A 16,169-nucleotide genomic window follows, 5' to 3' on the forward strand; every position below is an offset into this window, starting at 1 on the left:
GCCGGGGGGCGCCGCCGGGTGGTGGGCGTGGCTGCCTGGCGATATTCGGTCGCGCTGCTTCCCGGGAAAGGCGGAAGATCCGTGCATGCTGCCGCTCGTCCTGCCTCGGGTCGCGCCTGCTTACGGTGGGGTGCTGCTGCGCGCCTTCGAGGAGCGCGACGCGGGCATGGTGATGGATCTCGCCACCGATCGGTACGTGCCCGACATCGGCACGTTGCCCGCGCAGGCCGACCGGGCTCAGGCGCTCGCGTGGATCGCGCGGCAGCACGAGCGGCTGGCGACCGGCGCGGGCTACGGGTTCTGCATCGCCGATGCCGACACCGACGAGGCGCTCGGGACGGTCGGCCTGAACGTCGGGTCGATGATCATGGGCAGGATCAGCGCCGGGTACTCGATCGCGCCTCGCAGCCGCGGCAGGCACGGCGCGGGCGAGGCGCTCATCGCCGTGACGGGCTTCGCCTGGACCTTGCCCGACGTCCATCGCATCGAGTTGTACATCGAGCCATGGAACACCGGCTCCGTGCGGACGGCCGAATTCGCCGGTTACGAGCGCGAGGGGCTCATGCGTAGCCATCACGAGATCGCCGGCCGCAGGGTCGACATGCTCCTCTACGCGCGAACGCGATCACAGGCCGAGTGCTCTGACACATAGTCACTGAGTGATATCGCCATCTCACCCTTCGGGCGGTGTTGACCTGGGGAAGGCTTGCCTACCTTGGAACGCGGCCCGGGTGAGCCTGTCTGAAGGGATGGTGTTTTCACATGGCTGGGTGCAACTGCTGCAGTTCCTGCACTGGTTCCGGATGCGGCTGCTGCGGCAAATGCTGACCTGACGCGCGAGGCCCTGGTCCCCCGCCGGAGGACCAGGGCCATCCTCACGGCACCAGCACGAGTTTCCCGCGGACGTGCCCCGCTTCGCTGAGCGCGTGGGCCTTCGCGGCGTCCGCCAGCGGCAGGACCTCGGCCACCTCGACGCGCAGCCGTCCGGCTTCCACCAGTTCACTGATCTTCGCCAGGTCCACAGCCGACGACTGGACGTAGACCCGCCGGTAACGCGCGTCGCCCGACGCGTCGTTTCCTTGTGCGTCAAGGAGAATCCCGTCGTCCGCCAGCACCTCGAGCGATCGCGAACCGTACGAGCCGCCGACGAGGTCGTAGACGACGTCGACCCCCGAGACGCGCTTCGTGAAGTCCTCGGCCGTGTAGTCGATCAGCTCAGCCGCCCCCAGCGCGCGCAGGAAGTCGTGGTTCTCCGCGCGCGCCGTACCTATCACGTGAGCGCCCACGGACTTCGCGATCTGCACGGCCAGGTGTCCGACCCCGCCAGCGGCGGCGTGGATCAACACCCGCTGCCCCGCCGAAAGCCCTGCCACACCGAGCAATCCTTGCCACGCCGTCAAAGCCGCCGTCGGCAGCGCCGCCGCGTGCACGTGGTCGAGCGACGCGGGCTTCGGCGCGAGCACTTCGCGCGGCACGATGACGTACTCGGCGTACGCGCCCCAACGCGTCAGCCAAAGCCCGTACACGTCACGCCCCTCGGCCTCGCCGGAGAACTCGTAACCGAGCCGGAACGGCGGCGGCCACGGTGTTTCGACCTCGCCCGACCGCACCTTCCAGTCCGCCGGATTCACGCCCGCCGCGCGAACCCGCACCAGCACTTCGCCCGGGCCCGGCTCCGGCACGGCGACGTCAACCGGCTCCAGCACTTCCGGGCCACCAAGGGCCTGTTGGTTGATCGCTTGCATGGCATCGATCCTGCGCGCGAACGGTATCCGTTGTGAAGAAGGCACCTTTTTGATATCCAGGTACCTTGTGGATACCGTCCAGTCATACCTGCACGCCTGCCCGGCCCGCACAGTGCTGGAGACGCTGGCCAACAAATGGGCGCTGCTCGTCTTGAGCCTGTTGCGCAAGCAGGAAAAACCGTTGCGGTTCAACGAACTGCGCCGCCGCCTCGAAGGCGTCACGCAGAAGATGCTCACCCAGACCTTGCGCGCGCTGGAACGCGACGGGCTGGTCAGCCGGGCCGTGTACCCGACAGTGCCGCCGCGCGTCGAGTACGCCGTCACGGACCTGGGCGCCGAGGTCGGCGCGCTCTTCAACACCCTCGGCAACTGGGCGGAGGCGCACGTCGACGAGATCATGGCGGCCCGCCGCGCCTTCGACGAGCGACCGGAGCCGCAACCGATCCGCTGAAACCATGGTCAATCCGGTACCGAACCCCGCGGGCAGTGTGTATTTTTCGATCATCACCCGGCCCGCGAGGAGACTCCATGGACCCGTTCAGCCGTCGCAACGCCCTTCGAGTCGCCGCCGCCGGCGCGGCCGGGATAGCGGTCGCCGCACCCGGTACCGCGCAGGCGAGCGTGTCGGGGAGGCAACAGGCTTTCGCCGCGGCGGCCGAGGAGTTCGGCGTGCCGGAGCCGGTCCTGCTCGGGGTGTCGTACCTGAAATCCCGCTGGGACCACAACGCGGGCACACCGAGCACCGGCGCCGGGTTCGGGCCCATGCACCTCACCGACCTGCGCACGGTCGCGTCAGGCGGGAGCCACCACGACAAGGGCTCGGAGGACCCGCGCGGTGACACGGCCCGGCCCGCGCTCGCGCCTCGCGCGCCGGAGGCCGCGGCGCCCACCCCGGCGCTGCAGACGGTCGATCTCGCATCGAGCCTGACTGGCGCGGACCCGGCCACGCTGCGCACCGACCCGACGCAGAACATCCGCGGCGGGGCCGCCGTTTTGGCTCAGTACCAACGAGAACTCGGGGTCACCAGCGCGAACCCGGCCGACTGGTACGGCGCCGTCGCGAAGTACAGCGGCGCCACCGACTCGACGGCCGCGGCCTCCTTCGCCGACGAGGTCTACAGCGTGATCACCGGCGGCATGAGCCGGGTGACCGACGACGGCCAATCCGTGCGGCTGGACGCGGTGTCCGTCACTCCGGCCCGCACGCAACTGCGTTCGCTGGCGCTGCCCGCCGCCGCGCCGGGTGCGGTGGAAGCGCCCTCGGGTGTCTCCGCCGAGTGGATCCCGGCCCCGTACCAGGAACTCGAGGGCGGCGGCTACGGCAACTACGACAAGGCCGAACGCCCGCAGAGCCAGCGCATCACGCACATCGTCATCCACGACACGGAATGCGGCTACGACGCCGCGCTGGCACTCGTGCAGGATCCGACGTACCTCGGATGGCACTACACGCTGCGCTCCACCGACGGCCACATCGCCCAGCACATCCAGACCAAGGACGTCGGCTGGCACGCCGGGAACTGGTACGTGAACGCGAAATCCATCGGCGTCGAGCACGAGGGCTACGGCGCGCAGGCCACCTGGTACACGGAGGCGATGTACCGCAGCTCGGCCAAGCTCGTCCGCTACCTCGCGGGCAAGTACGGGATCCCGCTCGACCGCCAGCACATCCTCGGCCACGACAACGTGCCGGGCACCACGCCGTCCACGGTCGCGGGCATGCACTGGGACCCGGGCCCCTACTGGGACTGGGCGCACTACTTCGACCTGCTCGGCGCGCCCTTCGCGGCGTGGCCCAAGCAGCAGACGGGGCTGGTGACGATCAAGCCCGACTACGCAAGCAACCACCCGGCGTTCACCGGCTGCGACGGCGCGGGCTCGGTCTGCCCGGTGCGCGGCTCGTCGGCGGTCGTCCTGCGCACCGAGCCGAGCGACGACGCGCCGCTGCTGGCCGACCCCGGCCTGCACCCGGACGGCTCGCCGTCCACAATGGATGTTTCCGACGTCGGCAGCAGGGTCTCGACCGGGCAGCAGTACGCGGTTGCCGAGGTGCGCGGCGACTGGACGGCGATCTGGTTCCTCGGCCAGAAGGGCTGGCTCCGCAGCGCGAGCACGCAACCCGCACTGGGCCTGGTGGTCACGCCGAAGCAGGACCTGGCAACGGTTCCGGTGTACGGCAGGGCGTATCCGGAGGCTTCGGCGTACCCGTCCGGCATTCCGCCGCAGGACATCACGCCGTTGCAGTACACGTTTTCCGCCGGGCAGCGCTACGCCGCAGGCCCGGTGCTGGACGCGGAGTACTTCTCGGCGACCACCTTCGACCCCGCCTCACACGTGGTGGTGCGTGGCGAAACGAAGTACGTGCAGATCCAGTTCGGGCACCGCGTCGCGTACGTGAAGCTCGACGACGTGTCCCTCGAAAAGCCTTAGAGGGAAACGACTTCGACCGGGAGCGCCGGGTTCGCCGAGATGTCCAAAGAGGACGGCTTGGCCCCGGCGGCCACCACGTGTGCGCCGAGCGCGGCGATCATCGCGCCGTTGTCGGTGCACAGCCGCGGCCGGGGAACGCGCAGCTCGATCCCGGCCGCCTCGCAGCGTTCGCGGGCCAGCTCGGACAGCCGCGAGTTCGCCGCCACGCCACCGGAGATGACGAGGGTGCCGATGCCCGACTCCGTGGCGGCCCGCACGGCCTTCGCGGTCAGCACGTCGGCGACGGCCTCCTGGAACGAAGCGGCGACGTCGTTCACCGGGACCTCCTCGCCCCGGCGCTCGGCGCCTTCGACCCAGCGCGCGACCGCGGTTTTCAAGCCGGAGAAGGAAAAATCGTACTTCGCGTCCCGGGGGCCGGTCATCCCGCGCGGGAAGGCGATGGCCGACGGGTTGCCCTGCTTGGCGGCCTTGTCGATCGGCGGACCGCCAGGGTACGGCAGGCCGAGCACGCGGGCGACCTTGTCGTAGGCCTCACCGGCCGCGTCGTCCACAGTGGACCCGAGCTCGGTGATCGCGCCGGAAATGTCGTCCACCCGCAGCAGCTGGGAATGCCCACCGGAGACGAGCAGCGCGAGGCAAGGCGTGGGCAGCGGCCCGTGCTCGAGGGTGTCGACCGCGATGTGCCCGGCGAGGTGGTTCACCCCGTACAGCGGCACGTCCAGCGCGGCGGCGTACGCCTTGGCCGCGGACACCCCGACCAGCAGCGCGCCGGCCAGCCCCGGCCCTGCGGTGACCGCGATGGCGTCCACATCGGACAGTGCGAGCCCCGCGGTGGCGAACGCGCGGTTCGCCGTGGGCACCATCGCTTCCAAGTGGGCACGGCTGGCGACCTCGGGCACGACGCCACCGAAGCGCGCATGCTGCTCGACGCTGGAGGCGACCTGGTCGGCGAGCAGCTCGACCCGGCCGTCGTCGTGCAGCCGGACGAGGCCCACTCCGGTCTCGTCGCACGAGCTTTCGATGCCCATGATGATCCGGGACATCAGCTCACCCCCTGTTCGGCACGGGCCGGGCGTTTCATCGTGTAGGCGTCGGCCCCGGACGGCTGGTAGTAGCGCTTGCGCACGCCGAGCCGCGTGAAGCCGTGGCGGTTGTACAGCTCGATGGCCCGGTCGTTGTCGGTGCGCACCTCCAGGAACACCGGGGCGTTCAGCTCGTCCGCGCGGGCGAGCAGCGCCCGCAGCAGGCCCGTGCCGACGCCCATCCCCTGGTACTCCGGGTCGACGCCGATGGTGTGCACGCTGGATTCGAAGTCACCGGGACGACCGACAGTGGCCAGGCCCGCGTAGCCGACCAGCACGTCTTCGTCCGTGTACGCGCCGAGGTAGTAGCCGCCCGCGTCCAGTTCGGAGTGGAACGCGCGGGAGCTCCACGGGTCGTCCCCGGCGAAGAGCAGTTTCTCGATCTCGACGCAGCGGGCGATGTCCTTGCGGCGCAGCGGCGTGAGCTTCATGCCGTGACCCGCTTCCGTGCCGCGGGCTCGACCGCGTCGGGGCGGCGAAGGTACAGCGGCGTGAGCGGCTCCGGCGGCGTCCCGGCCACGAGCTCGCGCTTCGCGACTGTTACGAGGCCGCCGGTCGACGGGTAGTACGGCTCGACGACGCGGACTCCGAGCTTCTCGGCGTACTGCCGCGCCCCGTCCCCCGCTGCCACGGCGAAGCCCAGATCTCCCGGCTCGCGGACCTTGGGCCCGTCGAGGCGTTTGCCGTTCGCGTCGTAAGAGGCCCAGTACACCTCGCGGCGACGGGCGTCGGTGACGACGAGGAACTGCTCGCCGGGCAGCGCCACGGCGGCTATCGCGTCATGGCCGCAGACCGGATACACCGGGATGCCGAGCGCGTGGCCGAAGGCTCCCGCCGTCGCCATGCCGGCGCGCAGTCCGGTGAACGGGCCAGGACCAACGCCGCAAACGATTGCGTCCAGGTCGGCGAGCGTGTGACCCGCTTCTTCGAGCACCTCCACCACGTGGGGCGTGATGAGTTCACCGTGTGCGCGCGCGTTCACCGTGACGCGCTCGGCGAGCACGGAGACGTCGGCACGCTCCAGGGTCGCGAGCCCGGCCGTGACCGCGGGCGTCGAGGTATCGATGGCGAGGACCAGCACGGCTACCCAGCCTACCGACCCACCTCAGTACCCCGACGGAGCGCTTGACAGCGCGGCGCAACCCCGCTGGAATTGGATGAGCCACTTAGCCAATTCCAGCGAGGGAGACCAGCGTGGCCGAACGGTTGTTCCCGGCTCTGGCAGCCGCACCGGCGAAGAACGCCATTTCCTTCCCCGAGCATGCCCTCGACTACACGGAACTGGCTGCCGCGGCGGGCGCGCTCGCCCGGGAGCTGAAGGCGGCCGCCCCAGGGCGCGTCGCGCTGTGGGCCACGCCGTCGATCCACACCAGCGTCGCGGTGGTGGCCGCGCTCATCGCGGGCGTGCCGGCCGTGCCGGTCAACCCGAAGATCGGCGAGCGGGAACTCGGCCACATCGTCTCCGACAGTGAGCCCGCACTGGTGCTCACCGAGCCGGGCGCGAAGCTGCCGGATGCGCTGGCCGCCTTGCCACGTAAGGAAGTCGAGCTCACCGGCGTGCCCGGCGAACTGCCCGAAGAGCCGGACGAAGAAGCCCCGGCGCTGATCGTCTACACCTCCGGGACCACCGGCCCGCCCAAGGGCGTCGTGCTCCCCCGCCGCGCGATCTCGTCCACGCTCGACGCGCTGGAGGACGCCTGGCAGTGGACCGCGGACGACGTGCTGGTGCACGGGCTGCCGCTGTTCCACGTGCATGGGCTGATCCTCGGCATCCTCGGCCCGCTCCGCCGCGGCGGCAGCGTCCGCCACCTCGGGAAGTTCTCCGTCGAAGCCGCCGCGAAGGAGCTCGCGGGCGGGGCCACGATGATGTTCGGCGTGCCGACGATGTACCACCGCATCGCCGGTGAGGTGAGCGAGAATCCCGCGCTGGCCAAGGCTTTCGGCAGCGCGCGGCTGCTCGTCTCGGGTTCGGCCGCGCTGCCGGTGCACGACCATCAGCGGATCACCGCGGCCACCGGGCAGGAGGTCGTCGAGCGGTACGGGATGTCCGAGACGCTGATGAACACGAGCGTCCGCGCGGATGGCGAGCGCCGGCCGGGCACGGTCGGCGTTCCGCTGCGCGGGGTCGAGGCGCGGTTGGTCGACGAGGCCGGTGCGGAGATCGAGGGCAGCGACGGGGAGACCGTCGGGGAGATCCAGGTGCGCGGGCGGAACCTGTTCACCGAGTACCTGAACCGGCCGGACGCGACCGCGGAGGTCTTCGTCGACGGCTGGTTCCGCACCGGCGACATGGCGGTGCGCGAGCCGGACGGCTACTACCGGATCGTCGGCCGCAAGGCGACCGACCTGATCAAGAGCGGCGGGTACAAGATCGGCGCCGGCGAGATCGAGAACGCCCTGCTGGAGCACCCCGGCGTGGCCGAAGCGGCGGTCACCGGCGAGCCGGACGAGGACCTCGGCGAGCGGATCGTGGCGTGGATCGTGCCCGCCGGTGAGCGCCCTGCCGAGCAGGATCTGGTCGACCACGTGGCGCGGCTGCTCACTCCGCACAAGCGCCCGCGCGTGGTGCGGTTCCTGGCTGCCTTGCCGCGCAACGACATGGGCAAGGTGATGAAACGGGCGCTGGATGGGTGAGTCGGCGCGTGAGCTGATCGGCTCGCTCTGTTCCGGTTTCAGCGAGTTCCCCGCGCCACCGTCGTCGTCCACTGTGGACGGACCGATCGGCTGGCCCGGTTACGACGACGCCCGTGAGCGGGCCGGAAAGCGCACCGGGGAAGAGGAATCCGTGCTGTGCGGCGTCGGCAAGGTCGGCGACGTCGAGGCCACGCTGATCGCGTTCGAGTTCGGTTTCCTCGGCGGTTCGCTGGGCAGGCGCACCGGCGACCGGCTGGAAGCGGCGTTCACCCGTGCTCGCGAATCGGGCACGCCGGTGGTGTCGCTGATCGCGACCGGTGGCAGCCGGATGCAGGAGGGCATGGCGGCGCTGACCCAGTTGCAGCGCATCGCCGCTGCGGCCGCGGCGACGAGGGCAGCCGGGATTCCGCTGATCTCGGTGCTGCGGAACCCGACCACCGGCGGCGGATGGGCGACGCTCGGCGCGGGCGCGGACGTCACGCTCGCGCTGCCCGGCGCGCAGGTGGGTTTCGCGGGGTCGCGGGTGCGGCCGGAGGGCGACGCCTCGGCTTACACCGCGGAGTCGCAGTTCGCGAGCGGACAGGTCGATGCGGTCATCGGTCGTGAGACGTTGGACGTCCAACTGGCTCGGTGGCTCATCCTCTTGACCAGCGCGGACGGTCAGCCCGCGGAGCCGCCGTCTTCCTTGGGCGCTCAGGCTTTGCCCGAAACGGGATGGGACGCGGTCCAGGCTGCGCGGGCGCCGGGGCGGCCGCACGCGGAGGCGTATCTCGACGCGTACTTCGACTGGCGCGAGGACATCAGCGGCGATCGTTGCGGGGGCGTGGACGAGGGCGTGAAATGCGGCTTCGGGCTTCGCGGCGGTGTCACGGTGGCCTACGCGGCGCAGTGCGGCACGGCGACGCTGCCATCGGGATTCCGTACGGCCGCAAGGCTTGTCCGGCTCGCGGACCGGCTCGGCATCCCGGTGCTGACGTTGGTCGACACCCCCGGCGCGGCGAACGACGCGGCGGCGGAACGTTCCGGGGTGGGCACGTCGATCTCGGAGGTGTTCGCCGCCGTCGCGAGCGCGTCGGTGCCCGTGACGACGCTGGTAATCGGCGAGGGCGGCTCAGGCGGCGCGCTCGCCTTCGCCGCTCCCGGGCGGACCTGGGTTACGCCCGACAGCTACTTCTCCGTCACGTCCCCGGAAGCGGCGGCCGCGATCCTCAAACGCCCGGCCGGAGACATCCCAGCCACCGCGAACCAGCTGCGGCTACGCCCGCAGGACTTGATCGAACTCGGCATCGCACGGGCGATCGTCTAGGGGCGCAGCAGAGCCTAAGGGTGCAAGAGGATCTTGCCCGTCGGCACGGTCGGGTCGGCCGGGGTGGTTAGTGCTTGCGCCGCCTCGTCGAGTGGGAATTCGTGTGTGACAAGGGGAAGCGGGTCCAGCAGGCCGTTGGTGAAGGCGCGCACGGCATGCGACCAGGCACGAGACGGCGCCCCGAAAACGGTGTGCACGGTGACGGCCGAAGCGACGAGGTCCGCGGGCGCGATCGGGTCGGTCTCCGTGCCGGCGAGCCCGGTAAGCACAGTCCGCCCGCCGCGCTTGGTCAGGCGGATCGCGCTGCTCCCCGAGCCTGGCGCGCCCGCCGCCTCGACGACCACGTCGAATGGCTCCAGCTTTTCGTCCGGCGAGTGTGTCTCCGCGCCGAACCGCCGCGCCAGCTCCGCTCGGTCCGTGCGCGGGTCGACCACCGCCAGCTCACCCGGGCTGCTCGCGGCCAGCAGCTGCACGGCGAGCATGCCCAGCGTGCCCCCGCCGACCACCGCCACACGCTCCCCCGGCACCACGTTCGCCTTCAGCACCGCCGCGGCCATGCACGCCGCCGGTTCGAGGAGCGCGGCGGCTTTCAGATCCGCGCTGTCGGGCAGTTCATGCAGCAGCCGTGCGGGTAGCCGCAGCTCGTCCGCCCACGCGCCGGGCTGGGTGAAACCCGTTTCGTCGTAAGCGGCTTCGCACAGATTCGTGTCCCCGCGCCGACACGCCACGCACCGGCCGCAGTTGCGGAACCCTTCCCCCACAACCTTTTTCCCCAGCAACTCGGGATCGGTGCCAGGGCCCAGCTCGACCACCGTGCCCGACCATTCGTGCCCGGGCACGACCGGATACCGCACATACCCCTCGGCGCGGGTACCCGCGAACAGTTCGCGATCCGACCCGCAGATCCCGGACCACGCCACGCGCACCACCGCTTCGCCGTGCGCCGGCAGCTGCGGCTGCGCCGGAACCACGCGCAGCGACTCGGGCTGGTCGATCGACACCGCGCGGCTCATCGCGCCTCCCTGTCCGAGATTTCGGCACCTGTCCGAAACCCTAGACCGGGTCAGTGGGCGAGGGACAGCTCCGCCAGCCGGGACTCCCAGGCTCCGTGCGGCTCCAGCTCGGCCACGCGCACGTCGTCGGGCCTGCGGTCGAGGCGGACGACGAGGTAGTCCTCGGACAGCCGTTCCGCCGAGCCCTCGCCCCACTCCACGACCACGGCCGACGCCTCGAGGTCGGTGTCCAGGTCGAGGTCGTCCAGCTGCGCCAGGTCACCGCCGAGCCGGTACGCGTCCACGTGCACCAGCGGCACGCCCCGATCGCCTGCCGGGTGCACCCGCGCGAGCACGAACGTGGGCGACGAGACCCGGCCCAGCACGCCGAGCCCTGCCGCGATTCCCCTGGTCAACACCGTCTTTCCGGCACCGAGCGGGCCCGCGAGCAGCACCAGGTCCCCGGCGCGCAGCACCGCGCCCAGCGACTCGCCGAACCGCACCGTGTCCTCGGCCGTGGTCAGTTCCCAGCTCACCGGTTCAGCCACCGCCAGATCCGTCGGGATGAACTCATGGTGTCCACTCCAGCACATCGCTGCACCAGGTCGATCAGGTGGCCGTTCACCAGTTCGGGCTGTTCCAGCTGCACCATGTGCCCCGCGCCGCGCACCCGCGCCAGCTCGGCGTCCGGCAGCTCCGCGGCGATCCGCTCGGTGTGGGTGTACGGGGTCAGCCTGTCCGCGTCACCGCCGATCACCAGCACATGCGCGTGCTTCAACCCGGCCAGCGCGGCATACCTGTTGTGGCTGCCCAGCGTGTCGATGAAGTCGACGAGGCCGCGCACCGGCGTGACCGCGAGCATCTCCAGCAGGAAGTCGACCACCTTCGGCGGCACGTCGCGCGAGCCGAAAGCCAGGCGCCGCACGGCAGGCCGGGTGAGCTGACCGCCCGTGGCACGCACGAACTCCACCAGCCCGGGCTGCCAGCCGGCCAGGCCGCCGACGCCACGCGTGAGCGGGTTGTACTTCGACAGGAGCCCGCGCGGCAAACCCTTGGCGCCGACCTCGCCCGCGGCCGTGGCGATGAGCGCCACCCCGGCGATGCGTTCGGCGAACAGCTCCGGGTTCTGCTGGGCCAGCTCCATGATCACCATGCCGCCCATCGAGTGTCCGATGAGGACGATCGGGCCCTGCGGGGCGACCGCGCGCAGTACCGCGTCCAGGTCGCGGGCGAGCTGCTCGATGGTGCTGGTTTTCTCTTTCGCCGCACCGGAAAGCCCGTGGCCGCGATGGTCGTAGTACACCTGCCGGACCCGTGGCAGCGTCAGCGAGGACAGCGCTCCGCGCTGGAAGTACCAGCTGCGCTGGGAAAGCGCGAAGCCGTGTACCCCGACCACGGTCAGCTCGGCCTTGCCCTCCTCCGGCTCGATTTCCGACACCGCGAGCGGGGTGCCGTCGTCGGCCGCGACCGTGAAGGTGCGGTCCGCGTCCAGCTCGCCCAGGTGCTCGTCGGCGAGGCTCTCGCTGAGCTTGCGCTGCTGCGCGGTGACCGCGATGGTGGCGGCGGCCGTGCCGGTGATGAGCGCCGCCGCACCACCGACAACGGTGAGCAGCCGCCGCGACGCCATCATCACGCCTCCCCCACATACCGGCGCCGCACCCGCGGCCGGTACATACCGGTGACGATCTCGTAGTCGATGGTTCCTATGGTGTCCGCCCACTCCCGGGCCGTCGGCTCCCCTTGGCGACCCGCGCCGAAGAGGATCACCTCGTCGCCGACCGCCGGTTCGTCGTCCCCGCAGTCGACCACCAGCTGGTCCATGCACACCCGGCCCGCGATCGGCCGCCGCTGTCCGCCCAGCCACACGTCCATCCGTCCGGACAGCGTGCGCGGCACGCCATCGGCGTAACCCGCGGGCACGAGCGCCAGGTTCGTGGGGCGCTCCGCCGTCCACGTGTGTCCATAAGAGACAGACTCGCCGGCGTCGATCCGTTTGGTCAGCACGACGGAGGACCGGAAGGTCATCGCCGGGCGCAGATCTTCCTGCTGTTGCACGGGATTGAGCCCGTACATCGCGATACCCGGCCGGACGACGTCGAAGTGCAGATCGGGCCTGGTGAGCGTGGCGGCGGAGTTCGCGAGGTGCCGCAACGGGTTCAGCCCGGCTTCGCGCGCTATCTCGTACGCAGCTTGGAAACGCTTCGCCTGCGCGTCGATCGACGGATGCCCCGGCTCGTCCGCGCAGGCCAAATGCGACCAGACCGCGACCACCTCGACTCCCGGCTCGGCGGCGGCCGCCTTGACCAGCGCGGGCCACGCGTATGCCGGGCACCCGTTGCGGGACAGCCCGGTGTCGATCTTCAGGTGCACCCGCGCCGTGGCGCCGGCCCGCTGCGCTGCCTCGGCGATCCGCCCCAGCTCCCTGGCGGAACTCGCCGAGACATCCACGCCCGCCTCGATCCCGGGCGCGAAGTCCACATCGGGCAGATCGAGCCAGCTGAACAAACGCGCGGTGACCCCGGCCTCACGAAGGGCCAGCGCCTCGGCGAGCGAGCACGCGCCGAGCCAGGTCGCCCCCGCTTCGACCGCGGCCTTGGCCACCGGGAGGGCGCCGTGGCCGTAGCCGTCGGCCTTGACCACGGCCATCGTCGCAGCACCGGACGCGGCTGCCCGCGACGCGAGCAACCGCAGGTTGTGCCTGATGGCGGCGAGGTCGATGACGATCTCGGCGCGGGCGGAATCGGGGTTCATCGACCCCGATTTTCCCACAGCGGGGTTCAGCCGTTCCCGCCCGGCACGCCGTGCAGCAGCGCACGCACGTCGAGATGCCGCTGTCGCAGCTCGTTCCCGGCCGCGCTGTCACCCTCCGGAAGCTCGAGGCTACCGTTCGCGGACCACACCGGCGGCTCCGGAGTTCCGGCCAGCGCCCACGCGGCCTGCCGGGCCGCGCCGAGCGCGACGTGCTCGGCGGGCTCAGGCACCACCACGGGCAAGCCGAACACCGTCGACGCCGCTTCGCGGACGGCCTCGGACTGCGCCGCCCCGCCGATGAGCAACACCCGCCGCGCCGTGATTCCCTGCGCCTGCACGGCATCCAGTCCCGCGGCGAGCCCGCAGAGCATCCCCTCGACAGCCGCGCGGGCCATGTTCTCCGGGGTCATGTTCGCGCGCCGCATCCCGTGCAGCGAGCCCGCCGCGTCCGGCAGGTTCGGTGTGCGCTCGCCATCGAGGTAGGGCAGGAACGTCAGCCCACCCGCGCCCGCTTTCGCTTGCCGTGCAAGGGAATCCAGCCCCGCGAGATCGACGCCGAGCATGGCCGCCGTCGCGGTGAGCACCCGTGCGGCGTTCAGCGTGCAGGCCAGCGGCAGGAAGCGTCCGGTGGCGTCGGCGAACCCGGCGACCGTGCCCGTCGGGTCGTTCGGCGCCGTCTCCGACACGCCGAAGACCGTGCCGCTCGTGCCGAGTGACACCACGACGTCCCCTTTGGACAGTCCCAATGCCAGCGCCGCGGCCATGTTGTCGCCGGTGCCCGCCGAGACGAGCATCCCGCCGGACGTCTGCCCTGCCGCCTCCGCCGGGCCGAGCACGCGCGGAAGTTCAGGCGTACGACCGAAAGCGCGGGAGAGGATGTCTTCGCGGTACTTGTTTTCCGCCGGGGAGAAGTAACCGGTGCCGGAGGCGTCACCGCGGTCGGTGACCGGCTCGCCGCCCAGCAGCCGCCACGTCAGCCAGTCGTGCGGGAGCAGCACGCGCGTCACCCGCTTCGCCAACTCCGGCTCGTGCTCGGCCATCCAGCGCAGCTTGGTCACCGTCAGGCTCGCCACCGGCACCGAGCCGACGGCCTTCGCCCACGCGGCAGGCCCGCCCAGCTCCTCGATCAGCTCCTCGGCCGCGCGCCCGGACCGGGTGTCGTTCCACAGCAACGCCGGGCGCACGACTTCCCCGGCTTCGTCGAGGGTGATCATGCCGTGCTGCTGGCCGCCGATGCCGATCGCGCGCACGCCCTCCAGCAGCCCGTCCGACGCTTCGGTGAACGCCGACCACCAGACGTCCGGGTCGACCTCGGTGGTGTCGGGGTGCGCGGCCCGCCCGGTGCGCACCACCGCCCCGGTTTCCGCGTCGCAGACCACGATCTTCGTCGACTGGGTGGACGAGTCCACACCCGCGACCAACGGCGCTGTCATAGTTCCTCCGCTTTCGTGTCCACGACTTCCACCTCGGTGCCGGTCTCGCGCAGTGCGGCGAGTTCGTCCGCCGGGATGCCGTCGTCGGTGATCACCAGGTCGTACACGCCGGCGTCGCCGTAGGCGTGCGTGGCCGTCTTGCCGAACTTCGAGTGGTCCACGACGAGTACGTTGCGCTCGGCCACGGCCAGCGCGGCGAGCTTCAACTCCGCGTACTCGCGGACCGGGTGGTAGAGGCAGCCCGCGGCGATCGCGGTGGCCGAGACGAACCCGACCTCGGCCCGCGTCCGGCGGAGCGCTGCGAGGGTGTCCGGGCCGATGCACGAGTCGAACTCGGTGTACCGGCCGCCGAGCAGGTGGATCTCCGCGCCCTCGCGGGCACCGAGGATGCGGGCGACCTCCAGCGAGTTCGTGACCGCGACGACGTCGGGCATCAAGCGCGCCAAGGGAAACAGGGTGGTCGAATCGTCAAGGAACACCGTCTGCCCCTGCCGCACCTGCTTCGCCGCGGCCGCGCCGAGCGCCTCCTTGCAGGCGACGTTCAGCGTTTCGCGGAACCGTTTGGCCGTCTCGATGGTCAACGCCGGATAGGCCGCGACACGGCCGCGGAACTTGCGCAGCAGCCGCCGCTCGGCCAGGTCGTCGAGATCGCGGTGCATCGTCATGAGGCTGACGCCGAAGGTCTCGGTGAGCCGGTCGATCCGCACCTCGCCGTGGTCGATCACGTGCCGCAGCACGTTCTGCCGGCGCTGCTCCACCTCGGCGTCGGAGGGTCTAGCCATGCCGCGGGACCACCACGGCCTTGATCACCGAGTCGTCGCGGGACGCGATGGTCAGCGCCTGCTCCACCTCGTCGAGGCCGAACCGGTGCGTCACCAGCCGGTCCAGATCCACCTCGCCGCCGGCGGCGAGCGCGATGGCGGTGGGCCAGATGTTGGCGTAGCGGAAGGTGCCGGTCACCTCGATTTCGGAGTTCTGCACGTGCGCCAGCGGCAGCGGGATCTCGTCCCCGCCCATGCCGACGAGTACCGCCCGGCCCGCGCGGCCGAGCTTGCGAATCGCGCCGGAGGCGACCGCGGGCACGCCGGAGCACTCCAGCAGCACATCGGGCTCGAAAGCGCTTTCCGACAGGCTTTCCCTTGACACGTCGAGGGTTCCGGTCGCGCCCAGCTCCCGCGCGACGGCGAGCCGACGGGCATTGACGTCGGTCACCAGCACTTCGCTCGCGCCGAACGCGCGCGCCGTCTGCGTGGCGACGAGGCCGATCGGCCCGGCGCCGGTGATCAGCACCCGGCTGCCCGGGGCCACCCGCGCCTTCCGGTTCGCCCACACGCCCACGGACAGTGGTTCGAGCAGTCCCGCGGCCTCGTCGCTCAAGGCGTCCGGGATCGGGTGCGCGAAATCCTCACGCAGCGCGACGTACTCGCAGAAAGCCCCGTCGATCGGCGGAGTGCCGAAGAAGCGCATCTCCGGGCACAGGTTGTAGCGGCCGGCCTTGCACTGCGCGCACCGCGAACACGACACTCCCGGCTCCAGCGCCACCCGCTGCCCGGCCTCGTGCAGCCGTGCCCGGCTGCCGTTCGCGACGACGACGCCGCTCGGCTCGTGCCCGAGCACCAGCGGCTGCTTCACGACGAAGTCACCGATGCGGCCGTGCTCGTAGTAGTGCACGTCGGAGCCGCAGGCGCCGACCGCGGTGACGCGGACGAGCACCTCGTCCGGCCCTGGCTCCGGCACCGGCCTCGTCTCCGTGCGCACGTCGTGCACGCCGTACAACACCGAGACCTTCATGCCGT

At 71.1% G+C, this 16,169-nt stretch carries 16 protein-coding genes; 5 read left to right on the forward strand and 11 right to left on the reverse strand.

Annotation, left to right across the window (positions count from 1 at the left end):
- Window positions 1–85: 85 nt before the first annotated feature.
- Window positions 86–652, forward strand: a complete 567-nt coding sequence (locus FPZ12_RS10060) for a GNAT family N-acetyltransferase (protein ID WP_144762532.1) — start codon at window positions 86–88, stop codon at window positions 650–652.
- A gap of 223 nt (window positions 653–875) precedes the next feature.
- On the opposite strand, the gene FPZ12_RS10065 is transcribed toward FPZ12_RS10060, so the two are convergent.
- Window positions 876–1,745: an NADP-dependent oxidoreductase gene (locus tag FPZ12_RS10065; RefSeq protein ID WP_144762530.1), complete on the reverse strand. Its 870-nt coding sequence runs from the start codon at window positions 1,743–1,745 to the stop codon at window positions 876–878.
- A 67-nt stretch (window positions 1,746–1,812) separates the two neighbouring features.
- Here FPZ12_RS10065 and FPZ12_RS10070 point away from each other — a divergent pair, with 67 nt between their 5' ends.
- Together FPZ12_RS10070 and FPZ12_RS10075 are read left to right on the forward strand one after the other, a co-directional pair.
- Window positions 1,813–2,196 carry a winged helix-turn-helix transcriptional regulator gene (locus FPZ12_RS10070; protein WP_144762528.1) on the forward strand — a complete coding sequence of 128 codons (384 nt, stop codon included), beginning with the start codon at window positions 1,813–1,815 and terminating at the stop codon, window positions 2,194–2,196.
- Between the two features lie 77 nt (window positions 2,197–2,273).
- Complete coding sequence (locus FPZ12_RS10075) at window positions 2,274–4,175, forward strand: N-acetylmuramoyl-L-alanine amidase (RefSeq protein ID WP_150980268.1); 1,902 nt, start codon at window positions 2,274–2,276, stop codon at window positions 4,173–4,175.
- On the opposite strand, the gene tsaD is transcribed toward FPZ12_RS10075, so the two are convergent.
- The 3 genes from tsaD to tsaB are packed head-to-tail and all read right to left on the reverse strand — an operon-like array spanning window position 4,172 to window position 6,338.
- The gene (gene tsaD, locus FPZ12_RS10080) at window positions 4,172–5,218 is read right to left on the reverse strand and encodes a tRNA (adenosine(37)-N6)-threonylcarbamoyltransferase complex transferase subunit TsaD (protein WP_144758157.1); all 1,047 of its coding nucleotides are present in this window, start codon (window positions 5,216–5,218) and stop codon (window positions 4,172–4,174) included. The two genes, FPZ12_RS10075 and tsaD, sit on opposite strands and share 4 nt — an antisense overlap.
- Window positions 5,218–5,688, reverse strand: coding sequence for a ribosomal protein S18-alanine N-acetyltransferase (gene rimI, locus FPZ12_RS10085; protein ID WP_144758156.1), 471 nt, complete (start codon window positions 5,686–5,688; stop codon window positions 5,218–5,220). Before rimI ends, tsaD begins: the two co-directional genes overlap by 1 nt.
- On the reverse strand, window positions 5,685–6,338 hold the full coding sequence (gene tsaB / locus FPZ12_RS10090; protein ID WP_144758155.1) for a tRNA (adenosine(37)-N6)-threonylcarbamoyltransferase complex dimerization subunit type 1 TsaB: 654 nt from the start codon (window positions 6,336–6,338) through the stop codon (window positions 5,685–5,687). The genes rimI and tsaB overlap by 4 nt, the downstream gene beginning before the upstream one ends.
- Before the next feature lie 113 nt (window positions 6,339–6,451).
- Here tsaB and FPZ12_RS10095 point away from each other — a divergent pair, with 113 nt between their 5' ends.
- A complete protein-coding gene (locus FPZ12_RS10095; RefSeq protein WP_144758154.1) occupies window positions 6,452–7,891 on the forward strand; it encodes an acyl-CoA synthetase in 1,440 nt (479 codons plus the stop codon).
- Window positions 7,884–9,197 carry a carboxyl transferase domain-containing protein gene (locus tag FPZ12_RS10100; protein ID WP_144758153.1) on the forward strand — a complete coding sequence of 438 codons (1,314 nt, stop codon included), beginning with the start codon at window positions 7,884–7,886 and terminating at the stop codon, window positions 9,195–9,197. The genes FPZ12_RS10095 and FPZ12_RS10100 overlap by 8 nt, the downstream gene beginning before the upstream one ends.
- 14 nt (window positions 9,198–9,211) lie before the next feature.
- Here FPZ12_RS10100 and FPZ12_RS10105 read toward each other — a convergent pair whose 3' ends face one another.
- Genes FPZ12_RS10105 through FPZ12_RS10135 form a run of 7 tightly spaced genes read right to left on the reverse strand, consistent with a single transcriptional unit; the run spans window position 9,212 to window position 16,164 of the window.
- Window positions 9,212–10,210 carry a zinc-dependent alcohol dehydrogenase gene (locus tag FPZ12_RS10105; protein ID WP_144758152.1) on the reverse strand — a complete coding sequence of 333 codons (999 nt, stop codon included), beginning with the start codon at window positions 10,208–10,210 and terminating at the stop codon, window positions 9,212–9,214.
- A 50-nt stretch (window positions 10,211–10,260) separates the two neighbouring features.
- Window positions 10,261–10,725 (reverse strand): tRNA (adenosine(37)-N6)-threonylcarbamoyltransferase complex ATPase subunit type 1 TsaE, encoded by a 465-nt coding sequence (gene tsaE / locus FPZ12_RS10110; protein ID WP_424923589.1) that lies wholly within the window; start codon window positions 10,723–10,725, stop codon window positions 10,261–10,263.
- The gene (locus tag FPZ12_RS10115; RefSeq protein WP_166462676.1) at window positions 10,722–11,819 is read right to left on the reverse strand and encodes an alpha/beta fold hydrolase; all 1,098 of its coding nucleotides are present in this window, start codon (window positions 11,817–11,819) and stop codon (window positions 10,722–10,724) included. The genes tsaE and FPZ12_RS10115 overlap by 4 nt, the downstream gene beginning before the upstream one ends.
- Window positions 11,819–12,940, reverse strand: coding sequence for an alanine racemase (gene alr / locus FPZ12_RS10120; protein ID WP_144758150.1), 1,122 nt, complete (start codon window positions 12,938–12,940; stop codon window positions 11,819–11,821). The genes FPZ12_RS10115 and alr overlap by 1 nt, the downstream gene beginning before the upstream one ends.
- Window positions 12,941–12,966: 26 nt before the next feature.
- Window positions 12,967–14,373: a xylulokinase gene (gene xylB / locus FPZ12_RS10125; protein WP_144758149.1), complete on the reverse strand. Its 1,407-nt coding sequence runs from the start codon at window positions 14,371–14,373 to the stop codon at window positions 12,967–12,969.
- Window positions 14,370–15,155 (reverse strand): DeoR/GlpR family DNA-binding transcription regulator, encoded by a 786-nt coding sequence (locus tag FPZ12_RS10130; RefSeq protein WP_144758148.1) that lies wholly within the window; start codon window positions 15,153–15,155, stop codon window positions 14,370–14,372. The genes xylB and FPZ12_RS10130 overlap by 4 nt, the downstream gene beginning before the upstream one ends.
- The gene (locus FPZ12_RS10135) at window positions 15,148–16,164 is read right to left on the reverse strand and encodes an NAD(P)-dependent alcohol dehydrogenase (protein WP_208025822.1); all 1,017 of its coding nucleotides are present in this window, start codon (window positions 16,162–16,164) and stop codon (window positions 15,148–15,150) included. Before FPZ12_RS10135 ends, FPZ12_RS10130 begins: the two co-directional genes overlap by 8 nt.
- Window positions 16,165–16,169 lie beyond the last annotated feature (5 nt).

The organism is Amycolatopsis acidicola, assembly GCF_007713735.2.
GTDB classification, from domain to species: domain Bacteria; phylum Actinomycetota; class Actinomycetes; order Mycobacteriales; family Pseudonocardiaceae; genus Amycolatopsis_E; species Amycolatopsis_E acidicola.

Coding starts and splice junctions, on each gene's coding strand:
- FPZ12_RS10100 (WP_144758153.1), top strand. CDS start 7,884: ATGGGTGAGTCGGCGCGTGAGCTGATCGGCTCGCTCTGTTCCGGTTTC.
- FPZ12_RS10115 (WP_166462676.1), bottom strand. CDS start 11,819: ATGATGGCGTCGCGGCGGCTGCTCACCGTTGTCGGTGGTGCGGCGGCG.
- rimI (WP_144758156.1), bottom strand. CDS start 5,688: ATGAAGCTCACGCCGCTGCGCCGCAAGGACATCGCCCGCTGCGTCGAG.
- FPZ12_RS10105 (WP_144758152.1), bottom strand. CDS start 10,210: ATGAGCCGCGCGGTGTCGATCGACCAGCCCGAGTCGCTGCGCGTGGTT.
- FPZ12_RS10135 (WP_208025822.1), bottom strand. CDS start 16,164: ATGAAGGTCTCGGTGTTGTACGGCGTGCACGACGTGCGCACGGAGACG.
- FPZ12_RS10065 (WP_144762530.1), bottom strand. CDS start 1,745: ATGCAAGCGATCAACCAACAGGCCCTTGGTGGCCCGGAAGTGCTGGAG.
- FPZ12_RS10060 (WP_144762532.1), top strand. CDS start 86: ATGCTGCCGCTCGTCCTGCCTCGGGTCGCGCCTGCTTACGGTGGGGTG.
- tsaD (WP_144758157.1), bottom strand. CDS start 5,218: ATGTCCCGGATCATCATGGGCATCGAAAGCTCGTGCGACGAGACCGGA.
- xylB (WP_144758149.1), bottom strand. CDS start 14,373: ATGACAGCGCCGTTGGTCGCGGGTGTGGACTCGTCCACCCAGTCGACG.
- alr (WP_144758150.1), bottom strand. CDS start 12,940: ATGAACCCCGATTCCGCCCGCGCCGAGATCGTCATCGACCTCGCCGCC.
- FPZ12_RS10075 (WP_150980268.1), top strand. CDS start 2,274: ATGGACCCGTTCAGCCGTCGCAACGCCCTTCGAGTCGCCGCCGCCGGC.
- FPZ12_RS10130 (WP_144758148.1), bottom strand. CDS start 15,155: ATGGCTAGACCCTCCGACGCCGAGGTGGAGCAGCGCCGGCAGAACGTG.